Origin of the sequence: Diplocloster modestus (assembly GCF_019042245.1) — a bacterium.
Classification (GTDB): Bacteria; Bacillota; Clostridia; order Lachnospirales; family Lachnospiraceae; genus Diplocloster; species Diplocloster modestus.
Window position 1 is genome coordinate 291,070 of record NZ_JAHQCX010000005.1, and the last position, 13,128, is coordinate 304,197.

14 protein-coding genes are annotated in these 13,128 nt (G+C 48.7%); 6 read left to right on the top strand and 8 right to left on the bottom strand.

What is annotated here, in order from left to right; translation table 11 throughout:
• Nucleotides 1–125: 125 nt before the first annotated feature.
• Together KTH90_RS09975 and KTH90_RS09980 are read right to left on the bottom strand one after the other, a co-directional pair.
• Nucleotides 126–1,184 (bottom strand): sugar ABC transporter substrate-binding protein, encoded by a 1,059-nt coding sequence (locus tag KTH90_RS09975; RefSeq protein WP_158351230.1) that lies wholly within the window; start codon nucleotides 1,182–1,184, stop codon nucleotides 126–128.
• 24 nt (nucleotides 1,185–1,208) lie between these two features.
• Entirely contained in the window at nucleotides 1,209–2,189 is a 981-nt protein-coding gene (locus KTH90_RS09980) for a 1-phosphofructokinase family hexose kinase (protein WP_158351231.1), read from the bottom strand.
• 341 nt (nucleotides 2,190–2,530) lie between these two features.
• On the opposite strand from KTH90_RS09980, the gene alsK reads away from it, so the two are divergent.
• From alsK to KTH90_RS10010, 6 genes are all read left to right on the top strand, one after another.
• A complete protein-coding gene (gene alsK / locus KTH90_RS09985) occupies nucleotides 2,531–3,451 on the top strand; it encodes an allose kinase (protein WP_238726720.1) in 921 nt (306 codons plus the stop codon).
• A 147-nt stretch (nucleotides 3,452–3,598) separates the two neighbouring features.
• Nucleotides 3,599–4,255: a ribulose-phosphate 3-epimerase gene (gene rpe / locus KTH90_RS09990; protein ID WP_238726721.1), complete on the top strand. Its 657-nt coding sequence runs from the start codon at nucleotides 3,599–3,601 to the stop codon at nucleotides 4,253–4,255.
• A gap of 17 nt (nucleotides 4,256–4,272) precedes the next feature.
• Complete coding sequence (locus KTH90_RS09995; protein ID WP_158351234.1) at nucleotides 4,273–5,091, top strand: glucose-6-phosphate isomerase family protein; 819 nt, start codon at nucleotides 4,273–4,275, stop codon at nucleotides 5,089–5,091.
• A gap of 125 nt (nucleotides 5,092–5,216) precedes the next feature.
• On the top strand, nucleotides 5,217–6,287 hold the full coding sequence (locus tag KTH90_RS10000; protein WP_238726722.1) for a LacI family DNA-binding transcriptional regulator: 1,071 nt from the start codon (nucleotides 5,217–5,219) through the stop codon (nucleotides 6,285–6,287).
• Nucleotides 6,288–6,532: 245 nt separating this feature from the next.
• Nucleotides 6,533–7,093 (top strand): RNA polymerase sigma factor, encoded by a 561-nt coding sequence (locus KTH90_RS10005; RefSeq protein ID WP_238726723.1) that lies wholly within the window; start codon nucleotides 6,533–6,535, stop codon nucleotides 7,091–7,093.
• The gene (locus KTH90_RS10010) at nucleotides 7,083–8,105 is read left to right on the top strand and encodes a hypothetical protein (RefSeq protein ID WP_238726724.1); all 1,023 of its coding nucleotides are present in this window, start codon (nucleotides 7,083–7,085) and stop codon (nucleotides 8,103–8,105) included. Before KTH90_RS10005 ends, KTH90_RS10010 begins: the two co-directional genes overlap by 11 nt.
• A gap of 124 nt (nucleotides 8,106–8,229) precedes the next feature.
• Here the strand turns inward: KTH90_RS10010 and ptsP are convergent, their stop codons facing one another.
• From ptsP to KTH90_RS10040, 6 genes are read right to left on the bottom strand one after another with little or no spacing between them, the layout of a single operon-like run.
• Entirely contained in the window at nucleotides 8,230–9,933 is a 1,704-nt protein-coding gene (gene ptsP / locus KTH90_RS10015; RefSeq protein WP_238726725.1) for a phosphoenolpyruvate--protein phosphotransferase, read from the bottom strand.
• The gene (locus KTH90_RS10020) at nucleotides 9,930–10,211 is read right to left on the bottom strand and encodes an HPr family phosphocarrier protein (RefSeq protein ID WP_238726726.1); all 282 of its coding nucleotides are present in this window, start codon (nucleotides 10,209–10,211) and stop codon (nucleotides 9,930–9,932) included. Before KTH90_RS10020 ends, ptsP begins: the two co-directional genes overlap by 4 nt.
• Before the next feature lie 14 nt (nucleotides 10,212–10,225).
• Nucleotides 10,226–10,561: a PTS fructose transporter subunit IIB gene (locus tag KTH90_RS10025; RefSeq protein ID WP_238726727.1), complete on the bottom strand. Its 336-nt coding sequence runs from the start codon at nucleotides 10,559–10,561 to the stop codon at nucleotides 10,226–10,228.
• Between the two features lie 59 nt (nucleotides 10,562–10,620).
• On the bottom strand, nucleotides 10,621–11,718 hold the full coding sequence (locus KTH90_RS10030; RefSeq protein ID WP_238726728.1) for a PTS fructose transporter subunit IIC: 1,098 nt from the start codon (nucleotides 11,716–11,718) through the stop codon (nucleotides 10,621–10,623).
• The gene (locus KTH90_RS10035) at nucleotides 11,705–12,196 is read right to left on the bottom strand and encodes a PTS sugar transporter subunit IIA (protein WP_238726729.1); all 492 of its coding nucleotides are present in this window, start codon (nucleotides 12,194–12,196) and stop codon (nucleotides 11,705–11,707) included. The genes KTH90_RS10030 and KTH90_RS10035 overlap by 14 nt, the downstream gene beginning before the upstream one ends.
• Nucleotides 12,197–12,237: 41 nt before the next feature.
• Nucleotides 12,238–12,957, bottom strand: a complete 720-nt coding sequence (locus KTH90_RS10040; RefSeq protein ID WP_238726730.1) for a ribulose-phosphate 3-epimerase — start codon at nucleotides 12,955–12,957, stop codon at nucleotides 12,238–12,240.
• Nucleotides 12,958–13,128: the final 171 nt, after the last annotated feature.

Here is a 13,128-nt window from a genome sequence, read left to right on the forward strand (position 1 = left end):
TCAGCAGGACTACTTACCTATTGAATAAAAACCCTGCTGCAAAAAAGCTTCCCACGCACTTGTCCGAGGAAAGCCTCCCCGCAGCAGTTCTTTTCTATCTGATATCCGTTTCTAAAAGGAGGACATTAATAACCTGCAAATCCTGTGGTGTCTACATTTTCGGGAGTTACTTCAAATCCGGGATCTACCAGGCCTTCCACCGGTTCACCCTTGGCGGCCGCTACAGCGGCTTCCACACACAGAGTACCCTGATTCGTTGCATCCTGAACGGAGACGATATCCACATAACCTGCTTTAATCTGATCCACTGCGTCTTTCGCACCGTCGAAGGTCACGATCGTCACATGTTTCTCATCGCCGATCGGATAGAATTTGTCGATCTGCTGTAATGCGGAGATAATCGAAGGCAGAAGAGCGTCTGATGGGCTGAATATCATATTGATATCCGGGTTTGCTTCAAATGCACTCAAAACTCCTGAGAGGGCCAGTTCACCCTTCCACTCGGTGGGAACCTCAGCAACCACATCGAAGATGTCCTTATTCGCGTCTGCTACGTTTTTGAATCCGGTGTCACGGGCGATGGCATTTACGTCGGTAAGACTTCCCACAAGCTTGATCACCTTGTAAGTCTTGCCGTCTTTTTTCGCCTGATCCATGACATAGTTCATTTCTCTTTCTACCATAGCTATATTATCCGAGGTAACCGTTCCGGCAACTTCTGCGCCTTCACCGGCTGCCCGGTTTGCCATGATAACCGGTACATTCGCTTCGTTACATTTCTTGATCGCGGAAACTACGGCCTCGCCGTCTGCCGGAGCAATGATAATCGCATTCGCGCCGCTGGAAATCAGGTTCTCAATCTGCTGGTTCTGTTTCTGAACGTCGTTTTCCGCAATAACTTCGGTGTATTTCACGCCCAGTTCGTCACATTTTTTGTGCATAGCGGTCTGATATTCCGCCCACATCTGAGATTCGATCGCACACATGGAAATGCCGATCATGATGTCATCACCGCTCCCCGCAGCATCCTTAGCCGCCTGTGCGTCATCTTCCGCCGCTTTCGCGGGAGCCTCGCTGGCTGCCGGTTCAGCTGCCGGTTCCGAAGCCGCTTCCTTCGTGCCACATCCCACCATAGTGAGTACCATCGTACATGCCAACAGGATACTTACCATTTTCTTTCTCATACCTATTTCTCCTTTTCCTGATTTTTATAAAAAAGAACGTAATTGTTCTTTTCCATCGTTTCTGTGTACCGTAAGCCGTTTCATTCGGACCTGTTCTTTAAGCTCCATAGCCCGCTGATAATCAAATCCCACCGTGAGCTCGGATTCCGCGGTGGCCGCAGAGATTCCGGTAGCCAGCTTGAGAATCTCTTCAAATTCCATTTCCCGGGAAAATCCATACACCATTCCGCTCAGGAACGCGTCTCCGCAGCCGATGGTGTTCTTAACATCTACTTTAAGCGCATCCACCTGATAAATGAGTTCCCTGTACTTTACAATAGAGCCGTCCCCGCCTCTGGATACCGCGACACATTCGATCCCCTTCGAAGCGATCTGAAATATCCCATCCAGGATATCCGCTTCCGATGCAATGGCCTTTCCAACGACCTGAGACAGTTCGTCCACATTTGGTTTTACCAGAAACGGTTTCTTCTCGATCCCCCGGATCAGGTTCCCGGAACTGGTATCCAGATAAATCCGTATTTTCTTTCCGCCCGCGTCCAGCCGTTCCATAATCACATTGTATATGTACGGTATCTCTGTGTTTGAAGCATCTCCGGACAAAACCAGATCATCGCCGTCCTCCAGGGATTCTTCCATAATATTCAGAAGCTTTTCACATATCCCGGAACTTATTATAGTTCCCCGCTCGGTAATCAGGCTGCACTTATGGTTCTCCTCGATCAGTGCATAATTGGTTCTGGATTCCCCGGTCTCATAGTGCAGGAAGTGCACGTCCACACCCTGACCTTTTAACATGTCCTCAATCTTATGGCCGGTTTTTCCAAAACCGATCCCGTAAGCCCGGTTATCGCAGTTCAAAATACGAAGGTTCGTTGAAACATGGGTACCCTTCCCGCCCAAAACATCCATGGAGCGTACGATTCTGTTCGTATTATCCCGTTGAAACCTGGAAACAAACAGCAGCTTATCAATAGCCGGGTTGATTGTTAATGTACAAATCACGGTTGCGCTCTCTCCTTACCAAACAACTAAATCCACATTCTTGTTTTTTGTTTGTGTGGTTATTGTAGCGCATATCGGGTTAAAAATCAATATTTATTTTGTATTTTTTGTTGATTCGGTCATTTTATGCAAATTTAAGTCCGTTCTCCGCATTGCACAATGCCCGTTTTTGTGCATATTTAATAAATTTGTTATTTCCACGGTCTTTGCGTTAACGTTTACGCTTTTCTTAAATTTATCATATTTCACGAACTTTGTCAAATGTATTTGATTGCATTGTTTTTCAGATTTTTACGTGCTATGCTTCAAGTCAAACGTTACATTCAAAGGAGGTATTTCCAGTGAAAATTTCTTCATTTTCCAGTTTTGATTATGTAATCGGCATCGACATCGGCGGCACTAATTTCCGGATCGGAACTATTACGAAAGATTTAACGTTAAGCAACTGCAGACGGGAAAGCAGCCGGAAATTATTCGACTCCGTACGGCCGGCCGATACGATATCTTCCTTTCTCTCCTCCTATATGGAAACGATACCGGCCGGCAAATGCAGAGGGATCTGTCTGGGTTTTCCCGGAACCGTCGACAAGTCGAAACAGACTGTTTTCTCCTGTCCGAATCTTCCGGTGATCACCAATCAGAACATTGGAGCAGCATTAAAAAAACAGTTTCAGATTCCGGTTATGGTAGAACATGACGTCATCCTGCTGCTGGCAAACGACATGCAGGCTTTTGATCTCTTTGGCTCTGACTGCGTGATCGCGCTCTATGTCGGCACCGGCCTCGGAAACGCCCTCTATATTCACGGCCGTTTTCTCGACGGAAAAAACGGAGTATCCGGAGAACTGGGCCACATTCCGGTGATGGCAAAAAAAGATCCCTGCCCATGCGGGAACCAGGGATGCCTGGAACTCTACTGTGCGGGTAAAAGGCTGGAACAGATACACCAGGACCACTATCCCGAATCAGACATGGAAAACATGTTCGGTTACTATCCGGATTCCGATATATTAAAAGAATATGTGGACAACATTGCCATCGCCGCAGCCTCGGAAATCAATATCCTGGACCCTGATCACATCCTGTTGTCCGGCGGTGTAATCCGCATGAAAAATTTCCCCTACGAATCCCTTTTGGACCGGATTCATTTTCATACCCGCAAACCTTATCCCGAACAAAACCTCCAGTTTATCCGCGGAACCGACGACCCCTTCAGCGGTGTATCCGGGGCCGGAATTTACATGTGGAATCTCATTTCTTAGATTTTACGATTGCACATATTCGGTCATATTTTTTGTTGTTTTTAATACAATTCGGTCATTTATTTCTTGACACCCGTATTCTTCTATGCCATAATGAGGTGGAAATTTCCAGTAATAAACGAACTCTCTCAGAAAGGACTGTTTTTTATGAACAAAGTATCTCCCTCCGTTATGTGCATTGACATGATGGACTTAAAGCACCAGCTGGAAGCGCTGGACCAGGCGCATGTGGACCTTTATCACATCGACATTATGGATGGCCATTTCGTTCCGAATTATTGTCTGAACGGCGATCTGATGGCAGCTATCCGCAAAGTGTCCGACACCCCCATGGATGTACATCTCATGGTCACAAATCCGACTGAATTCATCCAGTACTGCGCGGACCGCGGCGCGGACATCATTACCCTGCATATAGAAACACTGGAGCATCCGATCCGCGCCCTGAAGCAGATCCGCGCTCTGGGTAAAAAAGCAGGTATCGCCATCAATCCCGCCACTGATATCGGACAGCTCAAATATATGCTGGAATTTATCGACCTGGTCTGTGTCATGACCGTAGATCCCGGTTTCGCCGGCCAGACCCTGATTCCCACCAGCTACGAGAAGATCACAGCCATACGCAGCATGTTCACTGAGGCCGGTTACGAGGTGGACATCATGGTGGACGGCCAGGTAAAAGAAGAGACAGCTCCCAAACTGGTGGCTGCCGGCGCTAATGTCCTGGTTCTTGGATCCTCCGGCCTGTTCTGTCACGATCCGTCCGAGTATCCCGAAGTAATCTCAAAATATCAGAATTTATAGAAGGGGGACACAAATCCATGAATGAGTTGAAAATGTTCGGTATGCCCATCCAATTCTGCGAAGAAAGCCAGAAGCTGGTTCCGGCTAACGATACCATCCACTACGAGGACTATTCCCGTAAATACTCAAAAGGAATGTTCGGACTTTTAGCCGACGCTGCATACAAGGTCGAAGACAATCCATACTACGATTTTTACAAAGCGATTGTGGAAGACAACACCAAGGAAATATTCCAGTCCACAGATCTGCGCTATGACAGCACGGTGATCATCGAAGGCACCGCCGGAGGGGAATACAAGAAAACTGCCGGGCATTTCCACATGCCGATTCCCGGACAGTCCATCAGCTATCCGGAACTATACCAGGTCATCAAAGGCACTGCGTTGTTCGTCATGCAGAAAGTAGACGATTACCGGAAAGAGGACGGCAGCATGCAGGTTCAGGATGTCATCCTGACCAAAGTCGAGGCCGGTGAATCTGTAGTAATCCCCCCTGATTACGGACACTGCACGATTAACATAGGCGCAGAAACCATGGTATTTATAAACCTGGTATCCTGTCACAGCACCAACTACTACGACAGCGTCAAACGCCACGCGGGCATGTGCTGTTACGCCTTCCGGACTCCGGACGGCGGATTCCGGATCGAGAAAAATCCCCGCTATGAATTTGTCTGTGAACCCCGCCTGACAGCACCGACGGATTCCGCGGTATGCGGGCTTGAAAAGAACGTACCCGTCTACCGTTCCTTCCTCAAGGATCCCCAGAAGTACAACTACCTGAATGATCCCGCTACTGCTGCGGATGCCATGTTCTCCCTTCTCAAGACACTGTAGTTTGCCAGAGCCTTAGGTTTATACTGCTTACCGGCCCTTCAAATATACTTTCTCCAAATTTACCGCTTGCCAACCCTCTCGGGGCATATTACAATCTATAGAGAAACTAGCAGAGGAATTGGGTTATGAAAAAAGTGACTTTGAAACAGATTGCGGAATTGGCAGATACATCGATAGGCACAGTGGACCGTGCATTGAATGGCCGGGGCAGAATTAACGAGGTGACAAAGCAGAAGATTTTGCAGATCGCAGATGAGCTGGGATATCGGCCCAATAAACTGGCCAGTAATCTGAGCAGGAACAAACAGCTCCATTTGGGGATTTTGTATCCAAAATATCCAACTTATTTTTTTGATGAGATGACGGCAGGTGTGGAACAGGCCGCTCACGCTCTGACGGACTATAATGTGGATATCCGGGCCTTTCGATGTGATTATCTGAATCCGGAGAGCCAATTGCCGCTTTTGGATGAATTAAAACCTGAGGACTATGACGGGTTTGTTTTAAATGCCGGGGGCAGTGCTCTGATTCCATATATCAATCGTCTGGCCGATGCCGGAGTAACCGTGGCCACTTTTAATTCTGATGTAAGAGGGAGCAAAAGGCTATTTCATGTCGGGGTAGACCCCTATCTGGCCGGCAGGATTTCCGGCGAATTGATGGGAAAAATCATGGGGGACAAAGGATCGGTATGTTGTCTGTCGGGTTTTCACTCGGTGGATGCGCATACGGAACGTATGCGGGGATTTATCGATAAGATCTCGGAAGATTATCCTGGAATTACGGTTGCAGGGGAATTTGAGTATCTGGACAGTGACCAGCTGGCAGAGGAGATTTCCGAAAGAATGTTCCGTGAGAATCCGGGCATCGGGGGTGTCTATACAACCAGTTCTCCCGGCGCCATCGGTGTGGGCTGGTACCTTGATAAACATCCGGCTGTCCCGCGTCCCGTCGTCAGCGGCTTTGATGTGACCCCCCAGCTTTGCACACTGACGAAAAAAGATCTGTGTACATTTGTCATTTATCAGAATCCTTCCGCCCAGGCCTACCACAGCCTGATGCTGCTGGCGGATTATCTGCTGCAGGGTGTCCTGCCCGGTAAAAAGCACCTGATGCTTCAGCCCCGTATTGTTTTAAAGGAAACGATCGATGATTATATCTTTGATCCAACACTGTCTTATCAGTTTTTGAAATAAGGACCAAGACAAACCAAAACCGTAGATTATATGTCACCCATTCGTGGATTACATATAATCTATGGTTTTGTGCATTTTCCAAATATTCTATAATCCCTTCATCCCGTTGTACATATTTATTGCATTACACCAATAGGAAGCATTTGTTTTCCGAGGATCTGCCGCTTACATGTCACAAATTCCGTTTTCTCTGCGTTATAGAGGTGTAACGAATCAGCGGTACCGCAAATAAAGGATGTGTAACTATGGAATTACTGCAGGAAAAAGATTTATTGGATCAAACTTTTGCCGACGGAGGCGAAGCGGAATTAAGTCTCGCCATAGAATTCTATGGTCAGGCGCTTTTGCGCTACTGCCACAATATCCTGTGTGATTATCACGAGGCGCAGGACGCTGTACAGATGACTTTTCTCAAAGCATATGAAAACCGTCAGAAGTACAGGAACGGGACATCGTTGTCGGCCTGGCTGTACCGGATCGCATATCACTGCTGCATCGATACTATCCGCCGGAAAACACTCTTTTTCTTTACCCCCGCTTCCGACACGCAAAAACCGCATACTGGGATCAGCGACGAACTATTTGAAGCCCTCAGCCGGTTGTCGGCCATGGAGCGCTCTCTGATCTATGGACGGATTATGGAAGAGAGAAGTTTCCGGGAACTGGCCAAAATCCATCGAATAACCGAATCCGCTGCCCGAAAGCGGTATGAACGTGCCAGAAAAAAGCTGGCAGGACTGCTCCGGAAGGATAACCGGCAGGAGGAAGGCAGTATCGCAGATTGGAGGAGTCAACATGAAATTTGATCAGGATGAACGATTGATAAAAGAACAGTTAAGTAAGGTACGCACTCCGGAGTATGATCTTCAGCTTGCCCTGGCAGATCGTATCCGGCACCCCCGGCGCTTTGCCGGAAAATCATTTATGATACTGGCCGCCGTCCTGCTCGGATTATTCGGTCTGATTGGCGCCGGAACTTATTACGAATGGAAGTCTTTCCGGTTCGACGGTTCCGTGAATGATGGAACTTCTCCCTCACTAGAGAATGCAGTGGCCGGCGAAGATACGGAATTCAGCAATGTCGTCTCCCAGGAGATGTCTCTCGAACCATCTGCACTGGCCCCAGGGGAAGTAAGTATTATTACCCATCTGCAGGATGGACAGAGCAGCTCCAATGCGGCCTGCGGTGTATTTCGAACCGATAGCGAACAGACGCTTCTGGATATGCTGCTTCCATGCGCCATACCATACTCTATTCCCACCCAGCTTCCGGCTGGTTATCAGTTTGAGGAGGCCGTAGTCCAGTTCTATGCGGATGCGGGCATGCTGGATACCCCCTCAGAAAGTCTGACCGTAGAAGGGGAACATGATATAACCATACGTCAGACGCTGAAGCTGCCGGACGGATACCAGAAAAACATTCAGGATATCTATGTTGGTTACATCAACAGCTCCGGGGAATTTATTCGAATAACCATAAGTCTGGCGGCCGCCGATTGGAATGTTTCTTTTGGAGCTCCCGACACCGCCTACAGTGAGAAGCTGAAATTAGACGGCTATAATCAGGCCCTGCTAATCTGTGACGAAAGCAGGAAGAACGGTTCTTATTATTCACTGGGGATGACCAGGGATATTCCCGTTGTCACCGCAGCTAACCTCATGAATCTGGGCCGGTCAGAGCGCAATGCGGCGGCAGGGATTAAGGATAGCCGGGAATCCTTTGAGGAGACTTATGACCAGCTGTCTTATTATATTGAGAGTTCGGCTATTGAAAGGGAGGAGCTTATGAATTTTGTAGATGGGCTTATGCAGCCCTAATAAATAGTGATACCCATGAGAGGGACATGTCCATTTCGATTTGGGACATGTCCATTCTGATCTGGGACATGTCCATTCTAATCTGGACATGTCCCCATTTACATTCATCCCTTTATGATTCGGCTCAGCCTGAAACAATGTAGGGACTTTTCAGCACTTCCGCGGCCGCTGCCATCGCGCTCTCGCAGCTGGCCGCCCGGAGTTCCTGCTTTATACGGGGAGAGCCGGAAGCCGACATGCTGAATTCATCCAGCCCCATCCCCAGCAATAGGCGGGCCGCCTCAATATTGCCGGCCAGCTCGCCGCACATGCCTACCGGAATATGATGCTCATGGCCTGCACGGATCACATGCTGTATACTTCTAAGCACAGCAGGGTGAAAGGGATTATATAGTGTGGCCACCGCCGGGTTACCGCGGTCTGCGGCCAGTATATACTGAGTCAGGTCATTGGTACCGATGCTGAAAAAGTCCACCCGCGAGGCCAGCTCTTGGGCCAGTAACACGGCCGCCGGCGTCTCAATCATAATTCCTGTTTCCAGCCCTTTATCAAAAGGCCGCCCCTCCTCTGATAATTCATCTTTACAGACACCCAGGATTGCCTGAGCTTTTTCCAGCTCTTCCAGCGATGTAATCATCGGAAACAGGATCCTCACCCGTCCAAATGCGCTGGCCCTTAGTATAGCCCGAAGCTGTGTTTTAAAGATATCCGGCCTGTTTAAACAGATCCGGATGGCGCGGCAGCCAAGGAATGGGTTATCTTCCTTTGGAATCTGAAAATAGTCAAGTCCTTTATCTCCGCCGATGTCCAGCGTCCGGATCGTCACTTCTCTGCCTTTCATCCAGTGCACAGCGCTTTGATAGGCTTGGAACTGCTCGTCTTCGGTTGGAAAGCGTCCTTGCTGCATATAGAGAAATTCACTTCGGAACAGGCCGATCCCATCCACATCATAGGCCGCTGCCTGCTCGGCCTCTTCCGGGCTGCCGGCATTCGCACAGATGGAGAGCTTTCTTCCATCCATGGTAATACAGGGCAGTGCCGCACTTTCTTCTGCTTTTTTACACATTTCCCGGTATGCGGCCGCATTCCGAAGGAACACTTCCTTCTCCTCCCGGCCCGGCGAGGTTATAATACTTCCCCGCTGCGCGTCTAAAAGGATCTGCTCCTGACCCCTGATTTCCCGGATGTCAGGCCCCGCGCACACCAGGCAGGGGATTCCTCTGTTCCTGGCTATGATCCCCACATGACTTGTGATACCGCCTTTTTCCGTTATGATTCCGGCTACCAGCTTCATGTTCATCCGGATGGTATCCGACGGTGTCAGGTCTCTTGCCACCACCACGGACGTCTCCCGCAGGGTGTCGAAAGCGGTTTCTTCCGCCCCCTGAAGGATTAACATCAGCCGTTGTGTCACATCCCTGATATCGTCCGCCCGTTCCCTCATATACGCATCATCCATTGTTTCAAATATTCCCGCGTAATGATCTGCCGAAAGCTGCAGCGCTCTCTGCGCATTTTCCAGATCCTGAACGATTCTCCCCGTAACTTCTTCATGGAGTGCACAATCTGTCAATATATCCAAATGTCCGGCGAAAATAGCAGAATTGCCTGCCTGTTCAGAGGTTGCACTTTGCGCTTCTGCTGCCAGCAGTTTCTGCAGCTGCTCCCTGCCCGTTTCCACTGCCTGTTCAAAACGCCGGATTTCACCTTCGATCTCCTCTTCCCTGATCTTATCCTTTCGTACCGGCCTCTTTTCCCGACAAACGAGGAATGCCGGTCCCGACGCATAACCTTCTGAAGCAATTTTACCGCAATTCCATATTTTCACGCCGTTTCATCCACCCCTTCGCCCAGGCCGGAGGCAATCGCCTGAAGAATCATCTCTAAATCCTGCTCCTCTGTCTCGCCGGAACACTCCACGGTCACAACCGTACCCTTTTTGATTGCCGCGCTCATCAGAATCAGGATGCTTTTGGGATTCACCAGCTTTCCCCCTGACCGGATAATAATATTGGATCCGCACTTCCTTGCTATCTTAGACAGTTCTGAAGCCGGCCTCATATGCAGACCTGATTTATTTTTGACTTCAATCGTTGCGCTAACCATAATTACCTCCAAGTTTAACTTTCTATATCTTTTCCTATGGTCTGCTCATACACCTCTTCCGCTTTATCCATAACCTGTTTGATATGCCGAATGGCCTGATCGATCGGAACCTTTACCACCGGTTTCCCTTCAAACCGCTCTTTCTTAGCCACAGCTATGGCATAAGCGATCAGGATCACATCTGCCGACTGACAGATCTCCTTTGGAAGCATATCCGAGAGATTCGATCCTCCCTGCATTTCCACACGCACCGAATGACCGCGGGCGATCGCTTCTTTTTTCAGCGCAGCTGCACACATTTCGCTGTGTGCTACTCCCGCCACGCAGGAAGTGATAATAACCAGTTTCATAGATACACCCTCCTTTCGTACCCGTTTCATAGGCATTTCCCGCTCTCGCGTCCCCGGGACTACAGGCTCATAACCTCATCGTCGCTGTCCGGATCGAAATTCTTCCTGGGCCAGATTTTCCGAAGGAAGATTAACGATGCCGCCGTCATCGCAGCGCCGACCACCACACAGAGTGCATATACAGGCACCGAGCTGATAAAGAACCAGGAAGCCAGTCCCAGAGCTGGGACACTTAACTCCAACCCAAAGAAGCCGGCCAGAAATCCACTGACCAGACAGCCCAGAAAGCTGGCAATAGTGCAACGAATAATATCATTGATCACCAACGGAAGTGCCAGTTCCGTAAAACCACCGATCAAAACAATGGGCCAGGATGTTCTGGCATATCGTCTTTCAGACTTTGTAAAAAGTTTCGGGGCGACGAACGCCGCCACTGTGAATCCGAACGGCGGCACCATGGCGATGGCGATCGCAATGCCTACGAACAGATAGATTCCTTTGTCAAATCCCGCAAACATGATCGCTGTCCCGATCTTACTGATGGGGCCGCCATAATCCACTCCGCCCAGCGCGCCCAGAATCAGTCCGGCGATCCCTCCCTGGGTAGCATCCATACCGGAGAGTTTCGCTACCATATAGTCCGTAAAACGGGCGACCGGCGCATTAATGACATAAATTATGAACAAGCCCACGACCAGGGTCGAAAACGCAGGGACAAAATAGTCCCATACCCCCTGCAGTATCTTATTGGGTTTGATCAGTTTTTTCAGCAACGCCACCACATATCCCACCAGGAATCCCGCCAGCAGCGCTCCTATGTAACCCGACCCATTGGTATTGGCCAGATAGGCGCAGATAAATCCCGGCGCGATGCCCGCTTTGTCTGCAATGGAAAATGCTATGTATGCGCCGAAGATCGGTATAAAAAAGGTCATGCCCACCTGCCCGATCGACGCAACCATCGACCATATAGGAGCATCCGAGATATTGCTGATCGAACTGACTGCGGTAATAATCCCCCCGATCAGTACAAACGGGAGCATATACGATATACCGGAACGCAAATGGTCAAATGGCTTGGAAAATATATCTTTCACAATCTGCTTTTTCGTTTTTTCCACATTTTCAAATTCAAACGTAAGATCATTGCCTGCCATACTGATTTTCCCTCCCTTCCGCTGTTTCCAGCGTGGCTAGAAACTCTTCTGTATTCTTCACTTTACCCCATATTTCCAAATTATCTTCCCGCAATGCCGAGATCGCTATAGAGGAAATCATCTCCAGATGCCGGTTAATAACCGTCTCATCTTCCACTCTCGGTATGGCTATCAGAAAGACAAATCTTACCGGTGTCTCCTGATCCCCATCCCAGTCGACAGCGGAAGTTAAACGGCCGAAGCACAGTCCGGCTTTATTTACCGATGTACTGATCCCGTGAGGCACCGCCAGCTCCGATGTGCTGTAGGTGGAACAGATCTTTTCCCGTTCCAGTACACTTTGTATAAAGCATTCCAGGTCTTGAACCAATCCGTTATCATAGAGCATTTTAGCCAGCTCCCGGATTACGGTGTCCCTGTCACCGGCTTCCAGTTCCAGATTTACCGTATTTTCATTGATTACCTCACGAATTTTCATAGAAGTCCTCCTTATATGCTTCGGTTCAACCAGCTCTGCCTTTATTGCAGGTTATATTTTACAGAGAGATTATCCAGTATATTCCGGAATTCCTTCACTGCATAGGTGATTCCCTTGTCATGTCTGAAAATCGCGGAGGAAAGTATCACCACGTCCGGATTACACTCGATCAGAGGTTCCACATTATCAGTACGGATCCCACCGTCTACCGCCAGTTCACACTTCGGATTTTTCTCATCGATCATCTTTCTTGCCCGCTGTACCAGATCCAGTACGGATTCTCTCCAGTACCAGTTATCTTTCCCGTCGGTATTCGATGTCCCATGCGTGACGATATGAAGACGGTCAATATCATAGATAGCTTCATCCAGGAAACAAAGAGGAGTATAACAGCCAATGGTAAGGCCGATTTTCATTCCCAGCCGTTTACACCAATCCATCCGGTAAGCCAGGGTGGCTCCGATAAACCGTTCCGCCGGAAGGATCAGCATGTTACATCCCACTTCCGCGATTCTGTCTATAAATATCTTATCACATTCGGAAGTGTAGAAGTGACATTCGATGGGTTTATCCGTCACCTTGCGGAATCCCTCGATGATCTGGGGACCGCCCATCAGCTGAAGATTAATGGGGAGTTCCACCATATCGGCCGCATCGGCGTGGACAATGTCTGCGCCGGCATCCATGGCTTCCTTCATGTTAGCGCCAAGTCTTGAGTAGTCAAAATGGGCGATACCAGCTGAAATTTTAATATGTTTCATGTAGCATCCTCCTTTCAGAGTGGTTCTGTTTTGCGGTTACATTTGAATCATATCATTCAAAATTGTACATAGTTTCTAAATAAAATGAAATATTTTCCAAATATATTTACATTACAACCTTTCTTCCTGTCATTTCAGCATCCAAAGCATACAATCTGCCGTTAAAATATA